26 protein-coding genes and 1 riboswitch are annotated in these 22363 nt (G+C 32.1%); of the genes, 3 read left to right on the top strand and 23 right to left on the bottom strand.

Going from position 1 to position 22363, the window contains the following annotated elements:
* Positions 1 to 251: 251 nt before the first annotated feature.
* From tnpA to BMX03_RS07435, 12 genes are all read right to left on the bottom strand, one after another.
* Entirely contained in the window at positions 252 to 701 is a 450-nt protein-coding gene (gene tnpA / locus BMX03_RS07380; protein WP_022228680.1) for an IS200/IS605 family transposase, read from the bottom strand.
* Between the two features lie 195 nt (positions 702 to 896).
* Complete coding sequence (locus tag BMX03_RS07385) at positions 897 to 2429, bottom strand: cobyric acid synthase (RefSeq protein WP_091694648.1); 1533 nt, start codon at positions 2427 to 2429, stop codon at positions 897 to 899.
* A complete protein-coding gene (locus BMX03_RS07390) occupies positions 2429 to 3823 on the bottom strand; it encodes a cobyrinate a,c-diamide synthase (RefSeq protein ID WP_091694651.1) in 1395 nt (464 codons plus the stop codon). The genes BMX03_RS07385 and BMX03_RS07390 overlap by 1 nt, the downstream gene beginning before the upstream one ends.
* 15 nt (positions 3824 to 3838) lie before the next feature.
* Positions 3839 to 4474 carry a precorrin-8X methylmutase gene (locus BMX03_RS07395; RefSeq protein ID WP_008539011.1) on the bottom strand — a complete coding sequence of 212 codons (636 nt, stop codon included), beginning with the start codon at positions 4472 to 4474 and terminating at the stop codon, positions 3839 to 3841.
* 11 nt (positions 4475 to 4485) lie between these two features.
* Complete coding sequence (locus BMX03_RS07400; RefSeq protein ID WP_015563024.1) at positions 4486 to 5253, bottom strand: cobalt-precorrin-6A reductase; 768 nt, start codon at positions 5251 to 5253, stop codon at positions 4486 to 4488.
* A complete protein-coding gene (cobJ, locus tag BMX03_RS07405) occupies positions 5250 to 5987 on the bottom strand; it encodes a precorrin-3B C(17)-methyltransferase (protein WP_015563025.1) in 738 nt (245 codons plus the stop codon). The genes BMX03_RS07400 and cobJ overlap by 4 nt, the downstream gene beginning before the upstream one ends.
* The gene (locus BMX03_RS07410) at positions 5978 to 7039 is read right to left on the bottom strand and encodes a cobalt-precorrin 5A hydrolase (protein ID WP_091694653.1); all 1062 of its coding nucleotides are present in this window, start codon (positions 7037 to 7039) and stop codon (positions 5978 to 5980) included. The genes cobJ and BMX03_RS07410 overlap by 10 nt, the downstream gene beginning before the upstream one ends.
* Positions 7039 to 7800 carry a precorrin-4 C(11)-methyltransferase gene (cobM, locus tag BMX03_RS07415; protein WP_008539017.1) on the bottom strand — a complete coding sequence of 254 codons (762 nt, stop codon included), beginning with the start codon at positions 7798 to 7800 and terminating at the stop codon, positions 7039 to 7041. The genes BMX03_RS07410 and cobM overlap by 1 nt, the downstream gene beginning before the upstream one ends.
* 24 nt (positions 7801 to 7824) lie before the next feature.
* A complete protein-coding gene (cbiT, locus tag BMX03_RS07420) occupies positions 7825 to 8406 on the bottom strand; it encodes a precorrin-6Y C5,15-methyltransferase (decarboxylating) subunit CbiT (RefSeq protein ID WP_022228684.1) in 582 nt (193 codons plus the stop codon).
* Between the two features lie 36 nt (positions 8407 to 8442).
* Positions 8443 to 9069, bottom strand: a complete 627-nt coding sequence (cbiE, locus tag BMX03_RS07425; RefSeq protein WP_091694656.1) for a precorrin-6y C5,15-methyltransferase (decarboxylating) subunit CbiE — start codon at positions 9067 to 9069, stop codon at positions 8443 to 8445.
* Positions 9054 to 10160 carry a cobalt-precorrin-5B (C(1))-methyltransferase CbiD gene (gene cbiD, locus BMX03_RS07430; RefSeq protein WP_008539020.1) on the bottom strand — a complete coding sequence of 369 codons (1107 nt, stop codon included), beginning with the start codon at positions 10158 to 10160 and terminating at the stop codon, positions 9054 to 9056. Before cbiD ends, cbiE begins: the two co-directional genes overlap by 16 nt.
* Positions 10161 to 10268: 108 nt before the next feature.
* Positions 10269 to 10444, bottom strand: a riboswitch (cobalamin riboswitch).
* Between the two features lie 46 nt (positions 10445 to 10490).
* On the bottom strand, positions 10491 to 11075 hold the full coding sequence (locus tag BMX03_RS07435; RefSeq protein ID WP_075555110.1) for a GNAT family N-acetyltransferase: 585 nt from the start codon (positions 11073 to 11075) through the stop codon (positions 10491 to 10493).
* A 209-nt stretch (positions 11076 to 11284) separates the two neighbouring features.
* On the opposite strand from BMX03_RS07435, the gene BMX03_RS07440 reads away from it, so the two are divergent.
* Positions 11285 to 13654, top strand: coding sequence for a heavy metal translocating P-type ATPase (locus BMX03_RS07440; protein ID WP_091694659.1), 2370 nt, complete (start codon positions 11285 to 11287; stop codon positions 13652 to 13654).
* Between the two features lie 50 nt (positions 13655 to 13704).
* Here the strand turns inward: BMX03_RS07440 and BMX03_RS07445 are convergent, their stop codons facing one another.
* Entirely contained in the window at positions 13705 to 14580 is an 876-nt protein-coding gene (locus tag BMX03_RS07445; RefSeq protein WP_022228688.1) for an AraC family transcriptional regulator, read from the bottom strand.
* 113 nt (positions 14581 to 14693) lie between these two features.
* Between BMX03_RS07445 and BMX03_RS07450 the strand changes: the two genes are divergently transcribed.
* Positions 14694 to 15479 carry a histidinol-phosphatase HisJ family protein gene (locus BMX03_RS07450; protein ID WP_091694661.1) on the top strand — a complete coding sequence of 262 codons (786 nt, stop codon included), beginning with the start codon at positions 14694 to 14696 and terminating at the stop codon, positions 15477 to 15479.
* A gap of 49 nt (positions 15480 to 15528) precedes the next feature.
* Here BMX03_RS07450 and BMX03_RS07455 read toward each other — a convergent pair whose 3' ends face one another.
* The 7 genes from BMX03_RS07455 to yqeC are packed head-to-tail and all read right to left on the bottom strand — an operon-like array spanning position 15529 to position 19761.
* A complete protein-coding gene (locus tag BMX03_RS07455; protein WP_022228690.1) occupies positions 15529 to 16017 on the bottom strand; it encodes a MogA/MoaB family molybdenum cofactor biosynthesis protein in 489 nt (162 codons plus the stop codon).
* Positions 16018 to 16030: 13 nt separating this feature from the next.
* A complete protein-coding gene (locus BMX03_RS07460) occupies positions 16031 to 16465 on the bottom strand; it encodes an MOSC domain-containing protein (RefSeq protein ID WP_022228691.1) in 435 nt (144 codons plus the stop codon).
* 22 nt (positions 16466 to 16487) lie between these two features.
* Positions 16488 to 16967 (bottom strand): cyclic pyranopterin monophosphate synthase MoaC, encoded by a 480-nt coding sequence (gene moaC / locus BMX03_RS07465; RefSeq protein WP_022228692.1) that lies wholly within the window; start codon positions 16965 to 16967, stop codon positions 16488 to 16490.
* A 21-nt stretch (positions 16968 to 16988) separates the two neighbouring features.
* Positions 16989 to 17183: a twin-arginine translocase TatA/TatE family subunit gene (gene tatA, locus BMX03_RS07470; protein WP_008539032.1), complete on the bottom strand. Its 195-nt coding sequence runs from the start codon at positions 17181 to 17183 to the stop codon at positions 16989 to 16991.
* Between the two features lie 26 nt (positions 17184 to 17209).
* The gene (locus tag BMX03_RS07475; protein WP_091694664.1) at positions 17210 to 18199 is read right to left on the bottom strand and encodes an XdhC family protein; all 990 of its coding nucleotides are present in this window, start codon (positions 18197 to 18199) and stop codon (positions 17210 to 17212) included.
* Positions 18196 to 19005 (bottom strand): selenium-dependent molybdenum cofactor biosynthesis protein YqeB, encoded by an 810-nt coding sequence (gene yqeB, locus BMX03_RS07480; protein WP_091694667.1) that lies wholly within the window; start codon positions 19003 to 19005, stop codon positions 18196 to 18198. Before yqeB ends, BMX03_RS07475 begins: the two co-directional genes overlap by 4 nt.
* Positions 19006 to 19038: 33 nt before the next feature.
* A complete protein-coding gene (gene yqeC, locus BMX03_RS07485) occupies positions 19039 to 19761 on the bottom strand; it encodes a selenium cofactor biosynthesis protein YqeC (protein WP_075555104.1) in 723 nt (240 codons plus the stop codon).
* 28 nt (positions 19762 to 19789) lie between these two features.
* Between yqeC and BMX03_RS07490 the strand changes: the two genes are divergently transcribed.
* Entirely contained in the window at positions 19790 to 20398 is a 609-nt protein-coding gene (locus BMX03_RS07490; RefSeq protein WP_022228695.1) for a nucleotidyltransferase family protein, read from the top strand.
* Here BMX03_RS07490 and BMX03_RS07495 read toward each other — a convergent pair.
* Genes BMX03_RS07495 through yedF form a run of 3 tightly spaced genes read right to left on the bottom strand, consistent with a single transcriptional unit; the run spans position 20395 to position 22360 of the window.
* The gene (locus BMX03_RS07495) at positions 20395 to 20637 is read right to left on the bottom strand and encodes a putative Se/S carrier protein (RefSeq protein WP_075555103.1); all 243 of its coding nucleotides are present in this window, start codon (positions 20635 to 20637) and stop codon (positions 20395 to 20397) included. The two genes, BMX03_RS07490 and BMX03_RS07495, sit on opposite strands and share 4 nt — an antisense overlap.
* Entirely contained in the window at positions 20625 to 21752 is a 1128-nt protein-coding gene (locus BMX03_RS07500) for an aminotransferase class V-fold PLP-dependent enzyme (RefSeq protein WP_091694670.1), read from the bottom strand. Before BMX03_RS07500 ends, BMX03_RS07495 begins: the two co-directional genes overlap by 13 nt.
* Entirely contained in the window at positions 21749 to 22360 is a 612-nt protein-coding gene (gene yedF, locus BMX03_RS07505) for a sulfurtransferase-like selenium metabolism protein YedF (RefSeq protein ID WP_008539041.1), read from the bottom strand. The genes BMX03_RS07500 and yedF overlap by 4 nt, the downstream gene beginning before the upstream one ends.
* Positions 22361 to 22363 lie beyond the last annotated feature (3 nt).

Genomic DNA, 22363 nt, shown 5'->3' on the forward strand with positions numbered 1-22363 from the left:
CATCAACCTTCTTTGGAGAGATATAGTAAGACCTGCTATTTTAGTAGGCAAGTATCGTTTGTATCCAAGAATCCCCTGCATTTAGGCATGGGGAGTATGTCAATTTTATAATATAACTACTCAAAAAAACTGTAAAATCAAGTACCACACGTAAAACGTGTGGCTTGCACAAGCCTATAAGGCTTTTAACAATAGCCAGTGCCTAAATGACGCTGGCTTTCTCTTCGTTCAAGCCATTGTGCACTGATTAATTAACAATCCCTAAAGGGATCATTTAATTCTTTTGTGCTTATTTTATCCATCATTTTATCATACGTATCTTGTTCTTTTATATATTTCGCTATTGTTGCTTCATTTAGTCCTACTGTCGATACATAATATCCTGTTGACCAAAAATTATTGTTTCCAAATTTATATTTTAAATTTCCATGTCTTGCAAATATCATCATTGCACTTTTTCCTTTTAAATACCCCATAAAATTTGATATACTCATTTTTGGTGGTATCTTAACCAAAATATGAATATGATCCGGCATAGCTTTCCCTTCTATTATCTCTATGCCTTTCCACTTACATAAATCTTTTATTATTTGTACGATATCTCTACGCAATTTATTATATATAATTTTTCTTCTATATTTTGGGGTAAATACTATATGATACTTGCACATCCATCTTGTATGTGCTAAACTTCTTTCCATAGAAATTCTCCTCTCTTTAATAATGACTTGAACACTTATTATTTTAATAGAGGAGAATTTCTATTTCTATAAGAAACTTATTAACCACTCGTAAAACGAGTGGTTTTTTGTTTCGCACGCTCTGCGTACTCAACTAACTAAAGTACATAATAAAAATGCACCTTAAAACTATATTAAGTCTTAAGGTGCATTTTTTTATGCGTCTTGTAAGATTTCTCTTAATTTTTCCATATTCATATTTTGACGAACAGTATCTGCTAAACGATTAAATGCTGCTTGTTTAGCTGCTGCATAATTTGTGCTTACAGATAACGCTTCTAAACCTTTGCGTTTACGCAATATATTGATCAGACTACGACGATATTTATCATTATCAAAAATACCATGAATATATGCACCCATGACATTTTGTTCTTGATTTATCATACCTTCTGCCACCTGCACATCTTTATCAGCACGTTTTGTGATCATAAATGGATGATTTTCTTCTTTTGTAAATTTAGTAGTTCCCATATGAATTTCATAGCCAAATAAATCATCTATAGACAATTTTTCACCTAAAAATTCCCAAGAAAGACATTTTGCTTCAACTTGTGAAGTAAGTTTTTTCTCTATAAAAGTAGTTTCCATTGGCAAGAAGCCAAGTCCTTTTACACTGTCATTATCTGATTCAGTATGCAATGGATCACTGATTTTTTCACCAAGCATTTGATAACCACCACAGATACCAATGATAGGAATGTTTTTTTCATGAGCTTCATTTAAAGCTTTTTCCATACCACTATCACGCAAATAAAGCATATCTTCTGTAGTGTTTTTGCTACCTGGAAGTAAAATTAAATCTGCCTCACCGATTTCTTGACCTTCTTTTACATAATAAAGATTTACATCGTCTTCTTTACTCAAAGCATCAAAATCAGTGAAATTAGAAATTTTAGGAGTTTGAATTACTGCAATTTTTATTGGTGCATTTGCTTTATCTTTTGCTTGGACTTGTTTATCTTCTAAAGATACAGAATCTTCATCTTCAATACCTAAATCAGGTAAATAAGGAATTACACCTAAAACTGGTTTTCCTGTTTTTTCTTCGAGGAAATCAAGTGCAGGCTGTAAAATAGTTACATCGCCACGGAATTTATTGATGATAAGTCCTTTTACTAAAGCTCTTTCATCTGGTTCTAAAAGCTCTAAAGTTCCCACAAGGGAAGCCAATGCTCCGCCACGGTCAATATCAGCAATCAGCAATACTGGTGCATTTAAATATTTAGCAATACGCATATTTACGATATCATTTGCTTTTAAATTCACTTCTGCTGGACTGCCTGCACCTTCAATTACCATCATCTCAAAGCGTTCTTCTAAACGACGAATAGCTTCTTTTACAGTATCAAAAGCTTTTAATGAATAGCCCTTATGATATTCACGTGCAGACATATTTCCTACAGCTTTTCCCATTAAAATAACTTGTGAACAAGCATTTCCTGTTGGCTTCAATAATACAGGGTTCATCTCTACAAATGGCTCAAGACCTGCTGCTTCTGCTTGAGCTACTTGAGCTCTACCCATTTCATCGCCATCTTTAGTTACATAAGAATTAAGTGCCATATTCTGTGCTTTAAATGGCACTACAGACATACCTTCTTGATAAAAAATTCTGCATAAAGCTGTAGTTAAAATACTTTTTCCTACATGAGAAGAAGTACCTTGTAACATAATATGTTTAGTCATCAGTTTTCCTCCATCTCTAGTGATTTTTTATAAGCTCTTATTTGTTCCACAAAATATTTAGCATTTTGCTTTGAGCCTAAAAAATGTAAATGCAAATATGAACCTACAATATTATCTTTAGCATATCCTGCTTTGTATTTCATATTATTACGCATTTTCGTAAATTCAAATGCCCATGGAAAACTTTCATCTTGTGTATCAATCTGCGTTGAAAAATGAAATTCATGACCTTTTATCTCATCATTTTGTTTTCCTAAAATATTATCTTGCAGAATTTTTGCTTTCACATAACCCACAGTCTGCAATTTTTTATTCATTTGAGCTTTCGCAGGAATAATCCCCACCATTTCATAAAATTTTTGCTCAAAATCATAAATTCCCTGCATTAAATACATAAAGCCACCACATTCAGCATATATTGGCATTTTGCCTTCATTAGCTTTGCGTATGGATTTTATCATCGAAGTATTTTGCATAAGTTCTTGAGCAAAAACTTCTGGAAAACCTCCGCCAAAAATCAAAGCATCAACATCATCAGGAATAGCTTCATCTTCTAATGGACTAAAAAACTTCAACTTCGCCCCTAAATTTTCTAATTGAGCTAAACTTGCTGGATAGTAAAAAGAAAAAGCTTTATCTTGTGCAATACCTATAGTTATATCTTTTTTGATATTTTCGGCTTCAAATTCTTCAACTTCGATAGCTGGTGCTGTTTTAGCAAGTTCAATGATTTCATCTAAATACACTTCTTGAGCAATTTTTTCAGAAATCTTTTCGATGACCTCACGTGCATTATTTTCTCCAGCTGGTGTCAAACCTAAATGACGCTCTGGCATATGCACACTATCATCACGGAAAATTGCACCATAAACAGGCACATTTATTTTCTTCATAGCTTCTTCAATCAAAGCTTTATGTGTTGGTGAACCTAATTTATTTAAAATTACACCGGCTAAATTCACATCACTATCATATAATTTAAAACCAAGTGCTATAGCTGCGGCTGAATCGCCCATTGATTGCACATTGATGACTAAAATCACAGGTGCATTTAATTTTTTCGCTAATTGTGCTGTAGAACTAACACCATTTTTTCCGCCATCATAAAGCCCCATAACACCTTCGATAATCGCTATATCGGCATCTTTTGATTCTTGCACAAATAAATCATTTATCATGCTTTCATCAACAAGCCATGTATCGAGATTATGACCTTTTCTTCCTGCCGCCATACCATGATAACTAGGATCAATATAATCAGGGCCAACTTTATACGGTTGTACTTTTAAACCTTTATTTTTTAATGCACGAAGTATTCCTGTAACGACTGTAGTCTTACCTGAACTACTTTGAGTGGCTGCAATAACTACACGAGGAATATTTACTTTTTTCATCATTAAATCACCTTATTAAATGCGTGTATTATCAATGATATACATTACTGCATTAATGCAAGAAGCAGCAATTGGGCTGCCGCCTTTTGTTCCTGTTACTGTAATATATGGAACTTTTGATTCAGCAATTAATAAATCTTTTGATTCAGCAGCTCCTACAAAACCAACTGGTGTACCAATGATAGCAGCTGGACGAATATTTTCTTCATTCATTAAACGGATAACTTCAAATAAAGCTGTTGGTGCATTACCAATAGCAACGATTGCTCCATCTAATTCTTTGCCAAAATGACGCATAGCAGCAATAGAACGAGTAATACCATGTTCTTTTGCATATTTTGCAATTTCAGGATCTGCAATTTTACATTCTACAGAGCCACCCCAAGAAGCTAATTTGCGTTTATTGATACCGGTGCGAACCATTTCTACATCAGTATAGATTTTGCAACCAGAAAGCAAAGCTTTTTTCATAGAAGCTACTACATCTTTATGAATACGAATGATTGGTGCATAATCCACATCGCCAGAAGCGTGAATAATACGAGAATAAATTTTTGTTTCTTCTTCGCTTAAATTTAATTTTTCAATATATGGTTTAATAATTTCAAAACTACGAACTTCTATAGCCATTGGGTCTTTGATAAATTCCATCAAAATCCCTCCTATTTTTCATATTTGGCAACAAATGTGCCTACACAATCATAATCATGAGTTAAATTTTTATAATCTATTCTTGGTCTATCAATAATGACAATTTCTAGACCTAATTTAATTGCAGCTGTCAATTTTGTTTCTGTGCCACCTAAAGTGCCACTATTTTTCATCACAACAACATCTGCATTGTATTTTTCATATAAAGCTATATTCAAGCTTTCCGAAAAAGGTCCTTGCACAGCTACTATATCTTTGGGAGATATTCCACAATTTTCACAGATTTGCAGAGAAGCAATAGCAGGAAGTACTCTCGCTATAATATGCTTATTGTATTTTTTACTATCTTTAGCAAATAAGTCTAAACGATTACTACCTGTTGTCAAAAAGATATTTTCACCTAATTGCATAGCAAGGTCAGATGCTTCTTCATAAGTTTTCACTAAATGAAGTTTTTCATAAGCAGGTATTGGCGTTACTTCTCTTTCATAGCGAATATAAGGTATATTTAATTCATCACAAACCTGCATAGCTGTTTTAGATACATTCACCGCATATGGGTGCGTAGCATCTACAAAAACTTTTATCTGATTTTCTTTTAAGCAATTCTTCATAGCTTCTTCATCTAATTTATGGTCATTGATGATTAAATTTTCATCTTTCGGTAATAACTCTTTACCATAATTAGTAACTACAGAAGCCATAACTTTATAATTTTGCTTTAATAAATATTCTACAAGACCTCTACCATCTTGCGTTCCTGAAGCTACAAAAATCATACTTCATAGCCTCTAGGTGTTATCATAAAGCCTTCTTTAGCAAAAGTTTTGCTATTGCCAATGATTACCATAGAAAACATATTGATATCTTCTTTTGTGAAGTTTTCTAAATCAGAAATAACCATTGTTTCATTTTCACGGCTTGCACTATTTACAATGCCAACTGGAGTTTTAGGGTCTTTATGTTTTAACATAATTTCACGAATTTCTTCGATATGCTGTACACGTTTATGGCTTTTTGGATTGTATAAACCAATTACAAAATCACCTTGAGCTGCAAGGTCTGCACGTTTTTTAATCAATTCCCATGGAGTCAATAAATCACTTAGGCTGATGATTGCAAAATCATGCATAAGTGGAGCACCTAATACAGCAGCAGCCGCATTTACAGCAGAAAGACCTGCTACAATCTGTACTTGTGGTCTTTCTTCTTTTGGCAATTTCAATAATAATTCTAAAACAAGACCTGCCATACCATATACACCAGAGTCACCACTTGAAACTACTGCAACATTATGACCTTTTACAGCTTCTTCAATAGCCATTTTACAGCGGTCAACTTCTTGCATCATTCCTGTGCCAATTACATTTTTTCCATCTAAAAGATGTTTAATCAATTTAATATATGTGTTATATCCTGCTACTGTATCAGCTTCTAAAATAGCATTTAAAGCACGAGGAGTCATATCCTCTTTACCACCTGGACCAATTCCAATTACTTTAATCATTCCCATGCTAAGGACACCGTCACTTTCTCAAATTTTGTCTTCGGCAAAATTATCTTTGCCCTTTCATTATATGCCAATATAGCAGCTTGACATACATTTCCTATACCAATTTGTTTTTTCACAAAATTAGATTCAGGTAATTTATATTTATCAATCACATTTTGCATGATTGTATTATCATAAAAATGAGTTTCTACTTTATATTTTTCTGCCCATTGATGTAAAGCTTTCTCATTTTGCTTGACGATTGTAGAAACTAATGCTTTGATTTTTAAATCTTCACAATCTGCCATTTTTTTAGCTTCATTTATTGCCTGTTCCACAAGATTTAATTCAACATCTTTGCGACAACCAACGCCAATTATCAATTGTTTTCGCGTTAAAAATAATATATTTTCTCGCACTTGTCGTTTATCTGTGATAAATACACAAAAATCATTTTGCCTATCAAGTTCTTCTACATCAATCAATTTAGCTTCAATCTTAAAATCTCTAGCCAAATTGATTATCATCTGTTCACTTTGCTTTAAATCTTTATCTACATAATAAATAACTTTTTGGTGTTGAATTAATGCTGAATTAATTATTTTTATATGTTCTAAAGGATATGGCACTAAATTATATTTTCTTGCCACCACATCAGGAGCAATTATTTTATTCGTATCTGTAGCTGTAGTAATAACTGGCATAGCATTTAATATATCAGCAATCTTCAACGTGAGTTCATTTGCTCCACCCAAATGACCAGATAACAAACTTATCACAAAATTAGCTTTTTCATCTAAAACTATTACAGCTGGGTCTTTGACTTTATGCACGATAAATGGTGCTATCATTCGCACAGCAATACCTGTCGAAGTGAAAAATATAATCGCTTCATACTCAGCAAAAATATTTTTTATCACTTCATTCATTTTGTCATACTCATATATATGACCAGCTAAACTAATATCATATCTATCTTTTTTTACATAGATATCACAAGTTTTCAAGGTATTTTGCAATTTACAAGCTAAATCAGCACCATTTTTAGTTACAGTAATAATTGCATATTTCATTAAGCTTTATCTGTACCTTGACGATACATATGACTAAATTCTGGTGCATAAAGACGAGATTTTGCATATTCTGTATCTAAACATTTACTTACAACAATCATAGCTGTACGAGAAATATTATTTTCTTTAACAATATCGGCAATAGTTTCAAGTGTGCCACGTACAATTTTTTGTTCAGGCCAAGAAGCTTTCTGCACGATAGCAATAGGTGTAGATGGTTCATAGCCACCTTCAATCAACTGTTCTACTACTTCAGAAATCATATGCACGCTCAAGAAAATACACATAGTAGCTTGATGAGCTGCTAAGGATTTTAATTTTTCTTTTTCAGGAACAGGTGTTCTACCTTCATTGCGTGTGATGATTACAGTCTGAGAAATTTCAGGAAGTGTATATTCCTGTTTTAAAGCTGCTGCTGTAGCTAAGAAAGAACTTACACCTGGAATTACAGTGTATTCAATATTGCGACGAGATAATTCGTCCATCTGTTCTTGAATAGCACCATAAATTGCAGGGTCACCAGTATGGAGTCGAACTGTCATTTTACCTTCTTGTTCTGCTGCTGTAATTGTTTCAATAACTTCACCTAAAGTCATAGAAGCACTATTATAAATTTCACAATCTGCTTTTGCATAATCTAATAATGCAGGATTTACAAGAGAACCAGCATAAATAATTACATCTGCCTCTTTTAATAATCTTTGACCTTTAACTGTAATAAGTTCAGGATCCCCAGGACCTGCACCAATAATATAAACCATAAAAAATATCCTCCCTAATTCATCTTATTTTAGTTTTTTACAAGTAACAATATAAACTGGATTTTGTGCATTGAACATATCGTATGAACCGATTTGTCTTAAACGATTTACTTGTACTTGAATTGCTTCATAAGTGTAACTTTCTTTTTGCTTCATATATGTTGTGATTTCAGATATTGTCTGGATTGTTACCGCATTTACGATAATACGTCCACCTTCATTTAATTTACTATCAATTATATCTAAAATCTCAAACATATGTTTGCCACTACCACCGATGAATACAACATCACAATTTGGCAATTCATCTAATCCTTTTGGTGCTTCTGTGGCAATGACTTTAACTTTATCTTCTAATTTAAATTTAGCAATATTTTGATGTAATAAATCAACCGCTAAATCTTTTTTCTCTATAGCATAAACTTCTCCTTGAGGAGCAAGTAAAGCCGCTTCAATAGATAAAGAACCTGTACCAGCACCAATATCCCAAATAATATTATCAGGACGAATTTTTGCCTTGCACATTGTCAAAATGCGAATTTCTTCTTTTGTCATTGGCACTTTATCGCGAATAAATTCTTCATCTGCTATTCCTGGTAAATTCAAATATGCACCAACTTTCTATTCATAATTTATTTTATATTAACCTTCAACTATCATCACACAATGACTCGCACATGCTTTTGTCTGTGCTTCATCTAAAGATAAGCTGACTATCTTTTCATCAGGATAAGAAAGTCTAGAACAAATATATGCTCTCGCATTTTTATCCCAGCCTCTTGCTATCAAATATGTGGCTATAGCATTAGAATTAAATTTATTATCTGTGAGCATACCGATTATGCGACCTGGATAATATTTTAAGTCTTCATCACTCGGCACACGTCCATGAAAACTAAGTAGACTAGCTTCTTGCCATGGAAGTGCTATCTTAGCAAAAGCTGTTTGCATGGAACTTAGTCCCGGAATTACTTTTATATTTTCTAAAGGAAAGTTCTTACGCAAAGCACTTAACAAAGAATAATATCCCGGATCACCAGATACCATTACTACTACATCATTATCATTTAATTCAACTTTTATAAAATCCATTACAGCACTGATATCTGCTTTTATGGCAAAAGTTTTTTGACCTTGATGAGAAAATTCATTTAATGCTCTCGTTCCTCCAACTAAAACATTTGCTTCATTTATAGCTTGCATAGCCATAGGAATGACATATTCTTTCGCTCCTGGACCAATTCCAGCCACAATTATTTTATGTTCCAACCTAATCTACCACCTATTTCTCTTGCATTATCGTCCATACCCAAAATTTCACCTTTCAAAGTAACCATCACAGTTCCTACTTTGAAAGCATTAAATACATGTTGTTCACTGCGAAGACTAGCTCTTTTAGCTAATAAATCATAAAAACCTTTTTCTACCAATCCATATCTTTCAATGATTGGCATAGCTGCTTCTGTTGTCTTCACTTTAAAAATTTCCTCTACGCCTTTTTTATCCATGCCCAAAAGAGCAGCATAAGAAGCTAATATTTCCAAGCGAGCATCAGCTATTTTACTATGTGTATAGAAAATTCCTCCAGCTACTTTTACCAATTTACCTAAATGACCAAATAAAAGCACTGATTTAATTCCTTCATCAGCAGCAAATTCCAACATATGACCGATAAAATTACTTGTCTGTACCATAGCTTTTGCTGGAAGATTTAATTTACTAGCAATATTTTCACCAATTTTTCCAGGAACAAAAATAATATCATCAAATCCATTTGCTTTAGCTACAGAAATCTGCGGTGTAAGCGAATTTTTAAAGCCTTCTTCAGACATTGGACGCACCACGCCAGTAGTGCCAATTACAGAAATACCGCCTTCTATACCCAATATAGGATTAAGCGTTTTTTTCGCTAGTTCCACTCCTTTAGGAATAGAAATCGTAATATCACAGCCATAACCTTCTGGCAATAATTCACGAACGACTTTCGTCATCATTTTTCGTGGTCCTGGATTTATTGCCGGCTCTCCTGGCGGAATAGATAAACCTGCCTCTGTAACTTTTCCAATACCTAAGCCAGCATAAAAATTGATTTTATCATCATCTTTATTTATTTTTACTTCCGTAAATACAGAAGCTCCATGTGTGATATCTGGGTCATCACCAGCATCTTTTATGACTTCTGCTCTTGCTCCAGTTGATGTAAGCTCTACATTTTTAATGGGAATATGCAATAATTCTCCACTTAGAGCATATAATTCAATCTCTTGAACGACATTTCCCTGTAAAGCAAGTATAGCAGCTTTTGTACCAGCAGCTGCACAAGAACCTGTTGTATAGCCACTTTTCATTTCTTTACGCATAAAAAAATCTCCCTTTGGGCAGGGAGATAGACTTATCCCGTATTTCTACGAAAAATTCTCCACCTGCCCATCTCTCGTGAGTCTGAAAAATATATCATCTATAAATTTCACGGTGTTTTTCCAATAGGCAAGTCTCCTGACTTAGGTTCCTCGCTGATTTTCGCCTTCCCAAAATAAATTATTTCAGTGACATAATTAAAAATAGCTCCCCTTACAGTGGCGGGACCGTACTGGCTCTTCCAGTTTCCTTATTAAGCTTACGCACCTATCTCTATTTAATTTAATATATTATATTATAGGCATTATCCATTAATACTGCAAATCAAATTATTATTTCTTCAATATCTTTTCCACTAAATTTTTATCTAAATCAGGCAAATAAATAATTTCTTTTGCCAATGTTTCATGTTTATTTATCATTTTTTCCATGAAAACCATATCATACCAACAATTTTGCTTATAACCACATTTTGTAAAATGAGCTATTTTCTTATAATTAAATTTTTCATGGAAAGCTATACTTTGCGGATTGGGATAGGTTATGCTTGCTACTAAATTAGTTATATTTTGCAATTTTAAAATCGCTTCTAATTTCGTATATAAAATTTCTCCTATTTTTCTACCTTGATATTTTTCATTAATATAAATAGAAGTTTCTACACACCAATTATAAGCTTGTCGTTCCCTAAAAGTAGAAGCATATGTATAACCTACTATTTCATCACCAATACAAGCTAAAATATAAGGAAATTTCGACATTATTTTTGTTATACGCTGTTTAAATTCGTCAATTATTGGCACTTCATATTCAAAAGTGATATTTGTATTTTTTACATAGGGAGCATAAATTTCTACTAATTTTTCTGCATCATCTATTTTGGCTAAACGAAAAATTATTTTTTCATCATTCTTCATTAAAATCTCTCCTCAATAACTAAATTTTTACTTAAAATCTATACAAATATTTATACTAAATAATTCTAGTCAAAATTTATATTGAGTCAAATAAAAATTTAATCATTATTGATATTCATTCTTGACACTATATACCACATAGGGTATACTAAAGACGCAAAGATAATACCCCTGGGGGTATGTAATTATTTTAGAAAAGAGGCGTACATATGGCTACTACTTCTAATTTATCTATTGATAATAATAATCACAAACAAAAAGCATATTCAATCAATATCCATTGTGCTAATTGTGCTGCCAAAATCGAACGAAAAATCAACGAATTATCTGATGTAGATAACGCTACTATTTCTATTTTGACTAAACAATTAACTTTAACAGCTAAAAATCCTGATGAATTATTACCTACTATTCAAAAAATAGCAGACAAAATTGAACCTGGCACTATAATCACTCAACTTGAAGAAAATGCTTCTAATTATAAAGAAAAAATCTATCTAATCGAAAATTTAGATTGTGCTAACTGTGGTGCTAAAATCGAAAAAAAATTAAATGAATTACCTGAAATCAAATCTGCTCAATTGACATTTGCTACTAAAAAATTAAAAATAGTAGCTCAAAATCCTGATGTACTTCTACCTCAAATAAATAAAATAGCTAATTCCATTGAAAATGGTGTAAAAATCATAAATGCTGATGAATCTTCTTCAAAATCTCATCAAAATACAAAAAAATTTTTTGATGAAAAAAGCATTGATATTATTGAAATTGTATTTGGTGCTATTTTATTTATCATTGGCGAATTTACCTCTCTTGTACCTGACCAATATACACTTTATCTATATATCGTAGCTTATTTAATTTTAGGTTTCCATGTACTAAAAACTGCCATCACCAATTTATTTCATGGCAATGTCTTCGATGAAAACTTTCTCATGAGTATCGCAACTTTGGGAGCATTTGCTATCAAAGAATATCCTGAAGCTGTCGGTGTTATGCTCTTTTATCGCATTGGCGAATATTTTGAAGAACGTGCTACAGAAAAAAGTCGCAGTCAAATTATGGATGCTGTTGATTTACGACCTGAAACAGTAAATCTTCTCCATAGTGATAAAATGTCTGTTATTTCTGCTCATGAAGCCAAGGTTGGCGATATTTTATTAGTTCGTGCTGGTGATAGAATTCCTGTTGATGGCATTGTCATTGAAGGAGAAAGTCGTTTGGATACATCACCTGTTACTGGCGAACCTATTCCAATAAAAATTGCCCCTAATAGCTCTATCACTTCTGGTTGTTTGAATATTTCTGGTGCTATCAAAATGAAAGTGGAAAAGCCATTATCTGAATCTATGGTTTCGCGTATTTTACAATCTGTAGAAAATGCTGCTGCTAATAAACCTAAAATAGATAAATTCATCACTCGTTTTGCTCGTATCTATACTCCAATTGTTGTTGCTGTTGCCCTTGTCACAGCTATCATTCCTTCACTGATTACAGGTGATTGGGAACATTGGATTTATACAGCTTTAACTTTTTTAGTAATTAGTTGCCCTTGTGCTTTAGTATTAAGTGTGCCACTTGCTTTCTTTTCTGGTATTGGCAGTGGTTCCAAACAGGGAATTTTATTTAAAGGTGGTCTAGCTTTAGAAGCTTTAAAAAATATAAAAACTATCGTCATGGATAAAACAGGTACACTGACTCATGGTAATTTCACAGTTAAAACTATAAATCCTGCAAATAATTACACAAAAGAAGAATTACTTTCTCTTTGTGCTAGTTGTGAAAAAATTTCCTCTCACCCTATTGCTATCAGCATTATCAATGAAGCCACTAAACAAAAACTCAATTTAAAAACTACTACTGATAATCAAGAAATTGCTGGTGAAGGTATAATCTGCACTATCGACAAGCAAAAAATTTATTGTGGTAATAAACGCTTAATGCAACGATTTAATATTGCTTTACCTGATGATTTACTTATTAATGCTGGTACAGAAATATTTATTGGTATAGATGATAAATATGCTGGCTCTATTGTTATTGATGACACCATCAAAGATGATGCAAAATCCACTATTGCTAAATTAAAAAATTTAGGTTTAACTACAGCTATGCTCACAGGTGATAATGAACATAGTGCTTATGCTGTAGCTAATAAAGTAGGCATTGATAAAGTTCATGCTAAACTTTTACCTGAAGATAAATTAAAAAAATTATCCTCACTTAGACAAGAACATGGTAATGTATTTTTTGTCGGCGATGGTATAAACGACGCTCCTATTCTCGCTGGTGCTGATGTTGGCGCTGCTATGGGTAGTGGTGCTGATGCTGCCATTGAAGCTGCTGATGTAGTATTTATGAATTCTAAAGTTCATTCTATTTTCCAAGCGATAAATATTTCTCGCGATACCATTCGCATAGCATGGCAAAATGTAGTCTTTGCCTTAGGTATAAAAATACTCATCATGGTTCTCGGTCTTATGGGCTTTGCTTCCATGTGGGCAGCCGTTTTTGCCGATACTGGTGTAGCTATGATTTGTATTTTAAACTCCATTCGCATTCTTTATAAAAACTATTAATAGCTTCTAACTTTTAATAATCTGTTCATTTTCTTTTTTAGATGAACAGATTATTTTTTATATTTACGAAAATTTCTTGGAGTACATCCATTATATTTTTTAAAAAGTTCTGCATAATAACTTCCACTATTAAATCCACATTCTAATGCAACTTCTGTAATTGATAAATCTTCATTCTTTAATAAAATCTTACTTTTTTCTAATCTATATAAATTAACAAAATCATTTGGTGTTTTATTTACATATCGCTTAAAAAGTTCATAACACTTACTTTTACCTACATTTCCAGATTTTGCAATATCTTGTAAAATTATTGCTTTTTTATAATTTTGATAAATAAATATTACCATCTGTTTAAATATGTTCACATCATCAGAAGTATCATCTTTTATTAAGTTTAAATTTTTATCATTATCTATTAAATTATATATTTGATACCATAAATCATATACTAAAGACAACAATTTCCATTCTTTTGCTCTACAAGATTTTTCCTGCCAATCTATTAATGCAAATAATATTCTATCTAATTGTTTTCCTTCATTATTTTTCAAACACCATGCCAATAGTCCATTATTCTCAATAATAGGAATTACATATTCTCGATACATAGCTTTATTAATTTTTAATACTGAAGGATTTACCATTAAACAAATAAATTTACAATCATCATGATTATATTCATAACCATAATGTATCTGCTTTGAATTTACAATTAAAATATCATCTTTTATTAAATGAAAAATTTCTCCATTTATATAAAAATTCATTGAACCTGATAAAATTTTTATAATTTCTATATCATCATGCCAATGACATAAAGCTCTTTTATTTTTATATTGTATTAATTCTCTTATCTTTATAGATATTGGCAATAATAAATTTTCATATTCTACTACTTCTAAATTATTTTCTATTATATGCATAAAGCTCATCCTCAGCAGATTATTGTTATAAAAAACTCGGTCAATATTGATAGTATTATCCCCTATTATATATTATTATGACTCTATAATTAATTATTTTAGGAGGTTTTATCATGCTAGCTGATTATCATATGCACACTAAATTTAGTGATGACTCTACTTGCCCTATGGAAAAAGCTATACAAACAGCAATAGCGAAAAATCTTGATGAAATCTGTTTTACTGAACATATTGATTATGGTGTAAAAACAGATTTAAATTGTGATTGTCAAAAATATCTTGAAAAATTTACATATTATCAAAAATTATTTTCTCCCCAAATAAAACTAAAATTCGGCATGGAATTTGGTATGCAAACACATACTATCAATCAATTTGCCAAAACATTTACTAGTTATCCCTTTGATTTTATAATACTTTCTTGTCATCAAGTCGATAATCTTGAATTTTGGAACCAAGCTTTTCAACAAGGAAAAACACAACAAAAATATAATGAACTTTATTACCAAGAAATTTTAAAAGTAATCCAACAATATAAAGATTATTGTGTTCTCGGTCATTTAGATATGATTAATCGTTACGACCAAAAAGGGATTTATCCTTTCAATAAAGTCTTTGACCTTGTAAATGAAATTTTAAAACAAGTCATAAATGACCACAAAGGCATTGAAATTAATACTTCTTGTTATCGTTATGGTCTAAAAGATTTAACGCCTTCCATTGAAATTTTAAAACTCTATAAAAAATTAGGTGGCGATATTATAACCATTGGTTCTAACGGTCATGATGTTGACCAATATGGCTTTAAAATCCAAGAAACTAAACAAATATTAAAGGCTTTAGAATTTAAATATATTTATACATTTGACAAAATGAAACCTATTGTTCATACAATTTAATAATTAAAATAAAAAAACTAGATGCAGTTAAACTACATCTAGTTTTTTATTATTTTCTAGCACATTCACTATCTAAATTAAGCATAATTTTAAGACCATGGTCTAATGTCGGCAATAAATATTCTAAGCATTCTCTTACAGCTTTAGGACTTCCTGGCAAATTAATAATCAAAGATTTTTTTCTAATGCCTGAAGTTGCTCGACTCAACATAGCTCTCGGTGTAATTTTTAAACTATACATACGCATAGCTTCAGAAATTCCTGGTGTTTCTTTTTCAATTACATCTTTTGTCGCTTCAGGTGTATTATCTCTTGGCGAAAAACCTGTACCACCTGTTGTCAAAATCAAAGGAATTTCTTTATCCGCAAGCTCTATCATTTTGTCTGCCAATAAAGCTCTATTATCTGGCAAAATTTCCATAGATACTACTTTATAATCAGACTCTTCTACAATCTGCTTTATACATGGACCACTTAAATCTTCACGAAGACCTTTTGCACCTTTATCACTTGCAGTGATTATCGCCACTTCAAACATTTCTTTCACCTTCTCAAGCTTCTACAAAAATTGTATCTTGTGCTTTAATTTCTCCGCCATTTAATACAATCGCAAATACACCTTCATTAGGCATGATACATTCACCTGTTTGCTTTTGAATATTGCAACCTAAATGGCATTTTTTACCTATCTGAGTGATTTCCAATAAAATATCATTTACTTTTAATCTTGTACCAATCGGCAAATTTTTTAAATCAATACCTTCAACTAAAAGATTTTCGCCAAATGCACCAGCAGGAACTTTGAAATTATATTTTTCTTCAAAAGCCCTCACCGCTTCTACTGCTAATAAACTTATCTGACGATGCCATTTTCCAGCATGGGCATCATGTTCTAAACCAAAATTCTTTATCATCAAGCCCTTATCTACAGCAGTTTTTAAAGTGCCTTTTTGTTCACTGATACATACAGCTAAAATTTTTCCCATCAATTAAATTCTATACTCCTTATTATTTTTCATAATCATAAACACCAGATTTTCCGCCTTCTTTATGCAATAGACGTATATCTGATATTTCCATACTTTTATCTATAGCCTTGCACATATCATAAATCGTTAATAAAGTAACTGATACAGCATGGAGTGCTTCCATCTCAACGCCAGTCTTACCATTGACTTTTGTTGTCGCAATAGCTTTTATCATATAATTTTCTTCGTCTAATTCAAAATCAATCGTAACTTTTGTAATAAATAATGGATGACAAAGCGGTATCATATCACTTGTTTTTTTCGCTGCCATGATACCAGCTATTCTAGCAACAGCTAATACATCACCTTTTTTATTAGTCTGCTCTTTGATTGAACGAAAAACTTCTTGATTTACTTTTATACTACCTTCGGCAATAGCTATACGCATGGTAATATCTTTTTGACTGACATCAACCATGATAGCTTCACCATCTTGATTAAAATGCGTAAAATTCGCCATATTTTCCTCATTTATAATTTATTATTTTAATTTTTTAGCCACATCAGTTACATCTTTAACAGTATTCACTGTATCTGTGATATCTGATGTTGAATTTCTAAATTCTTTTATACTTTTACCTAAAGCCTTACTTATTTCTGGCAATTTCTTAGGGCCAAATACCACTAAAGCAATCACTAAAATTAAAATTAATTCTGGTATACCTAATCCAAACATCTATTTTTCTCCCATCTAAAATTATTTTACTGTGCTCTTTTTTGAATTAACTGAGCTACAATACTAATCGCAATTTCGGAAGGTGTTTCCGCTTTAATATCTAGCCCTATAGGCATGATAATTTGTTTTATTAAATCTTCGCTAAAACCTTTTTCTGCCAAGTAATTTTCTACATGAATTTTTTTATGTCTACTGCCAATCACACCAATATATGCTGGAGAATTTTTCAATAAACTTTCTAAAACCAAAGTATCTTTTGTATGACCATTAGTTACAACTATTACATAATCACTATTTTTGATTTCCACTTGCTCACTAAAATCTGCGTAATCTACAACTACAATGCGTTTAGCGTCTGGAAATAATTCTTTTTTAGCAAATTCACTGCGTTCTTCAAGCACGATATATTCAAATTCTAAATTTGGCAATAATTTTGCGACTTCTTGAGCTACATATCCGCCACCGAACAAATAAACTCTAGGGCTTTGCTTCATGATTTCTAAATACTGCCCATATTGATTTGTTGTATCCATCTGCAATAAAGATTTTTTAGTCAATTTTTCTTTCAAAGCAAAGCTTTCCGCTAAGTCATAAACTTTAAAATCAAAATTTTCATTTTGCCAACCTAAACTCAAAACGATTTTATTTTTCGTATTAATTAAAGTCAATGCTTTTTCCACTTGAACTAAATCTTTTTTCTGTAAACAATATAGAGCAACTGTCAACTGACCGCCACAAACCATACCGTATTCACCAGCAGTAGCATTATTCAAAGAAAAAGTCTGCACTATGGATTTACCATTTTTTATATTTTGTTTAGCTTCCTGTATAGCCAAATATTCTAAAGGGCCACCACCAATTGTATCCACCGTTGAGCCATCAGATAAAATAAGCATATGTGCACCCACTCCACGCGGAGCAGAGCCTTTTTTCTCCATGACCATTGCCAAAATCACAGGATTATTTGCTTTTAATTGTGTCTGCACTTTTTGCCAAAAAGCTTTTATTGTAATCATTTCTTGCCCTGCTTTCTCAAATTTTTCAAGCCATATAATACAGCTTCTAAAGCACCGCCACCTATAGCTCTAGATTTATCAGATATACTAAAACAATGGCTTTGCTCTGCTCGTGGGTCAATATCTCCACATTTCATCTTATCTGTAACTACAATGCCATCATGCAACATACCGCGAACGATACCATCTATTAAGGCTGTTACTTCTCTGTCATCAACATAAGCTACAATATCGCCTTTTTTTACAAAATCACCAATTTTGACCACGGATTTAAATACGCCTTCGCCATTAGCTCTGATAATTCGCTCTACAGTATAACCGCCAATATTTCCTGGAACACCTGTATTTTTTATAGCACTGCCATCTTCGATTACCTTACCTAAAAAATGACCTCTTTTCGTTTCGATAACATAATCGCAATCTTTTTTAGCTGTAAATCCAGGTCCTACAGCAATGACAATCGGTGCATCATCAATTTTTGTATTTATATTTTTCTTAGCCATTATAGCATCAATGATAATATCTGGTTTATACTCTTTCACAATATCAGCATTTTCATCAACAATTACAGCGATTTTATCTTGTGCGATAACTTCTTGTGCCTCTTGATAATTACTTACCAACTTTCCTTTTATACCTTCTATATTTACTTCATTTTCATAGACGGCATTAGAATAAGACACTGTCAATCTTACAGTCAAAGGTTTTTCTATCTCCGTCATAATAATCGGAAATCCTGCTCGTTGCAATCGCCAAGCAATACCTGATGCTAAATCGCCAGCGCCTTTTATCAATATTTTTTCCATTAAAATTACCTTTACCTTCTCTATTTTTACTTTCTAAAACTCATTACGATAACTACTTATCGCCACTTTTATTTTACATTCTGTCAATTTTTCAGCTATAAATATAGCTTCTTTTAAAGCAAGTAAAGTATCAACTTGATTTAAGATGACGAAAAACTCTCGCTTACCTATATCTTTCCTTGCTCCTTGTTCACTTGATATCACTTTTATTATATCATTTTTTGTCAGATTTTCGTTTACTTGCTTTTGTAAAAACTTTGCTAAAAGTTCGGCTCTACATAAAGATTTTAACGGCTGATTTAATGCACTCATGCCTACGATATATACTACTTTATTTGATGAAGATATATAAACTGGTTCTTTTTGTTTAGGGAATTTAAATGGCAATCTTTTTGCTCCATCAGCTTCAATCAAAGTTATATCTGCCAAAGATACGATTTCTCGCAAAAATTCTTCGTCCCATGAACTTATCTTTTTGCCATAATCTTGACCAGTAAATACCCAATTTTGCTGTTTTAATTTTTGCTTTAATAAATTTTTATCTCTTATCGTTATAGCATCTGCTGTTTTAAACATCTTTGTTGTTGTTGTAATCAAAACTTTCTTATGTTCACACATTAAATTTTTAGCTAATAATTTTATCGAAGACGTTTTACCACCTGCACCAGATATAGAAATTATATCTTGATTTTTCACTTGCAAATACTCTACTATACTTTTATTAATCAACTTTTTCTTTGTATATTCTAAAAACATAAATTTATTCTCCTATGAGGTGTTTTCTATGTATAAAAAATCTCTATGCGTTGTTATTTTAGCTGCTGGCAATAGCTCTCGTTTCGGTGCGAATAAATTACTTTATTCTATAAATAATATCCCTATGTATCAATATACTTTAAATTTAATCAAAAAACTAAATCCTAAACAAACAATTTTAGTTACTAAATATCCTGAAATCACAAAAAAAATTGACCCAAATATAATAGTTGTTCCTAACTATGATACTCATTTGGGTCAATCTCATTCTATGCAATTAGCCATAAAAGCCAGCCAACAATTATCTTCTGCTGATAATACAAATGATAATAATATTGACGGCTATTTATTCATCGTTTGCGACCAACCATTTTTGACATTTGCAAGTCTAAATAAACTTTATCAAACATGGCAAAAAAAAGATAATATCTGTGCTCTATCATATAAAGGAAAAAGAGGTAATCCTGTGATTTTCGCTCAAAAATACGTGCCAGAATTACTCGCTATCCATGGAGATAAAGGCGGTCGCATTGTCATTCAAAAACATCTTGATGAATTAACTTTAACCGAAGTGAATTCTGCTAAAGAATTAGTAGACATAGATACATTATCCATATTAAATGAACTTCAAGACTAAAACTCAAGCTCTAAAATATGGTCAACTGATAAATTATTTTGTTTTATAAAATCTTCTACTATAGATTTATCTTCTATTTTACTAGTCCAACCAATGCCACAACCACCTGTAAGCTCTACAGGTACAGGCAATAATCTGCCAGCGATATTTCCTTTTTTACAAGCAGATTCAAAAGCAAAAGCATGTGTTGGATTATCAAATGTTATCACTAATTTTAAAGATTTTCCTAATCTTGACATAAATCGTCCCTGATTTCTTTTATTGCTATTAATGCTTGTTTTGCTTCTTCTTGTGTATTAAATCTTGAAAAACTAAAACGAACTGTGCCTTGTTTATCAGTTCCTAAAGCCTGATGAATAAGTGGTGCACAATGTATACCACTGCGGACAGCAATGCTGTATTCCATCCATAATCTATCTGCAACTATTGAAGAATCTATATCTTTGATATTAAAACTTATCACTGGTACGCGATTTCTTTTAAAACAGCCATAAATTTTTACATCTTCAATATTTTTTAGACCTTCATAAAAATCTTTTGCCAACAAAAGTGCATCTGTATCTAAACCATTTTTTAAAATCCAATCTACAGAAGCATTCAGCCCTGCAATACCATGAACATTTGCTGTTCCCGCTTCAAATACATTTGGCATCATATCTGGGTGATTTTTCGCAAAACTATAAAAACCACTGCCACCAACTTTTACAGGTACAGGGTGAAGACCTTCTCGCAAAACTATTCCACCTGTACCTTGCGGAGCAAATAATTCTTTATGACCTGTAAAACATAAAATATCTATGTTGAAATTTTCCATGTCAATCGGTATTAAACCAGCTACTTGAGCAGCATCTAAAATAAATAAGGCATTATGTTCATGAACTATAGTTCCTATACGCTGTATATCCATAAGATTACCCGTAACATTTGATGCCCCTGTTGTAATCACAGCCAAAGTATCAGGACGAAAAGCTCTTTCCATCAATTCATATTCAAAATTTCCATCTTTATCTACAGGAATTATGGTTAAATCCAAATCACCATCACGTAGATATAATGGACGCAATACAGAATTATGGTCATTTGCTGTAGTTATGATATGCCCTTTATTAAAAAAAGACGCTATGACTAAATTCAAACTCTCTGTTACCCCAGAAGTAAATGCCACATTTTCTGGTTTTGCATTAAATAAAGTAGCAATTTTTTCACGTGCTTCATAAACAATTCGCGAAGACCAAATAGATGGCCCTGTTGCACTTCTTGATGAATTGCCAGCATTAGCTAACGCTTCAATAACAGCAGTAACTACACAATCTGGACGATAATAACTCGTTGCTGCTTGGTCAAAATAAATCATGGTTTTACCACTTTCGTCGCTTTTGCTTGACGCTCTACAATATCAAGCATATTTACGATTTTACCTACAGCTAATTTTTCTTTTAACTGATAAAATTCTAAACAAGTGCCACAAGCTACTATTTCTACACCAGCATCAGCTAAAGTCTTTAAGTCCTCTAATACTTCAGAACCTTCAACTGCTAATTTAACACCACTATTATAAAAAATAACAGCTTTAGGTAAAGTTTCTAAACAAGTCAAAGAATAAATAAAGCCTTTAATCAAAATACTGCCTAATTTATCATCGCCATGACCCATTACATTACTGCTGACTACAACGACAAAAGAATTATCTGTCTTTGTTGGCACTTCACATTTTATTTCTTCTTGTTGAGGAATGAACATGGATTTTTTTACGAACAAAGATACTATATAATCTGTACCTTGTTGTACTTTTTGAGATGGTAAATTCATCTGGCTTGCCATTTTTTCCAAATTCTGTGCAGAAACTAAATTGTCGACAACTACATTTAATTTATCGTCTTGTGTCAAAGTTTTTAATGTATCTCTAGCCATTACAAGCGGTTTTGGACAAGCCTGACCTCTAGCATCTATAGTTTTTTCCATAAA

The organism is Megamonas sp. Calf98-2, assembly GCF_900110235.1.
GTDB classification, from domain to species: Bacteria; Bacillota; Negativicutes; order Selenomonadales; family Selenomonadaceae; genus Megamonas; species Megamonas funiformis.

Bases quoted from the DNA above. Each gene is read 5' to 3' on its own strand.
- cobM (WP_008539017.1), bottom strand. From the start codon at position 7,800: ATGGTTTATATTATTGGTGCAGGTCCTGGGGATCCTGAACTTATTACA.
- tatA (WP_008539032.1), bottom strand. From the start codon at position 17,183: ATGTTTGGATTAGGTATACCAGAATTAATTTTAATTTTAGTGATTGCT.
- BMX03_RS07440 (WP_091694659.1), top strand. From the start codon at position 11,285: ATGGCTACTACTTCTAATTTATCTATTGATAATAATAATCACAAACAA.
- BMX03_RS07400 (WP_015563024.1), bottom strand. From the start codon at position 5,253: ATGATTTTTGTAGCTTCAGGAACGCAAGATGGTAGAGGTCTTGTAGAA.
- BMX03_RS07495 (WP_075555103.1), bottom strand. From the start codon at position 20,637: ATGTCAAGATTAGGAAAATCTTTAAAATTAGTGATAACATTTGATAAT.
- yqeB (WP_091694667.1), bottom strand. From the start codon at position 19,005: ATGGAAAAAATATTGATAAAAGGCGCTGGCGATTTAGCATCAGGTATT.
- BMX03_RS07395 (WP_008539011.1), bottom strand. From the start codon at position 4,474: ATGGAATTTATCAAAGACCCAATGGCTATAGAAGTTCGTAGTTTTGAA.
- BMX03_RS07460 (WP_022228691.1), bottom strand. From the start codon at position 16,465: ATGGGAAAAATTTTAGCTGTATGTATCAGTGAACAAAAAGGCACTTTA.
- BMX03_RS07390 (WP_091694651.1), bottom strand. From the start codon at position 3,823: ATGAAAAAAGTAAATATTCCTCGTGTAGTTATTGCAGCCACTCAAAGT.
- BMX03_RS07475 (WP_091694664.1), bottom strand. From the start codon at position 18,199: ATGATTACAATAAAAGCTTTTTGGCAAAAAGTGCAGACACAATTAAAA.
- yedF (WP_008539041.1), bottom strand. From the start codon at position 22,360: ATGGAAAAAACTATAGATGCTAGAGGTCAGGCTTGTCCAAAACCGCTT.
- BMX03_RS07455 (WP_022228690.1), bottom strand. From the start codon at position 16,017: ATGTTTGAAGTGGCGATAATCACTGCAAGTGATAAAGGTGCAAAAGGT.
- BMX03_RS07410 (WP_091694653.1), bottom strand. From the start codon at position 7,039: ATGAAATATGCAATTATTACTGTAACTAAAAATGGTGCTGATTTAGCT.
- tnpA (WP_022228680.1), bottom strand. From the start codon at position 701: ATGGAAAGAAGTTTAGCACATACAAGATGGATGTGCAAGTATCATATA.
- BMX03_RS07435 (WP_075555110.1), bottom strand. From the start codon at position 11,075: ATGAAGAATGATGAAAAAATAATTTTTCGTTTAGCCAAAATAGATGAT.
- cobJ (WP_015563025.1), bottom strand. From the start codon at position 5,987: ATGGGAATGATTAAAGTAATTGGAATTGGTCCAGGTGGTAAAGAGGAT.
- cbiD (WP_008539020.1), bottom strand. From the start codon at position 10,160: ATGCGTAAAGAAATGAAAAGTGGCTATACAACAGGTTCTTGTGCAGCT.
- yqeC (WP_075555104.1), bottom strand. From the start codon at position 19,761: ATGTTTTTAGAATATACAAAGAAAAAGTTGATTAATAAAAGTATAGTA.
- BMX03_RS07445 (WP_022228688.1), bottom strand. From the start codon at position 14,580: ATGCATATAATAGAAAATAATTTAGAAGTAGTAGAATATGAAAATTTA.
- BMX03_RS07490 (WP_022228695.1), top strand. From the start codon at position 19,790: ATGTATAAAAAATCTCTATGCGTTGTTATTTTAGCTGCTGGCAATAGC.
- BMX03_RS07450 (WP_091694661.1), top strand. From the start codon at position 14,694: ATGCTAGCTGATTATCATATGCACACTAAATTTAGTGATGACTCTACT.
- BMX03_RS07385 (WP_091694648.1), bottom strand. From the start codon at position 2,429: ATGACTAAACATATTATGTTACAAGGTACTTCTTCTCATGTAGGAAAA.
- BMX03_RS07500 (WP_091694670.1), bottom strand. From the start codon at position 21,752: ATGATTTATTTTGACCAAGCAGCAACGAGTTATTATCGTCCAGATTGT.
- moaC (WP_022228692.1), bottom strand. From the start codon at position 16,967: ATGGCGAATTTTACGCATTTTAATCAAGATGGTGAAGCTATCATGGTT.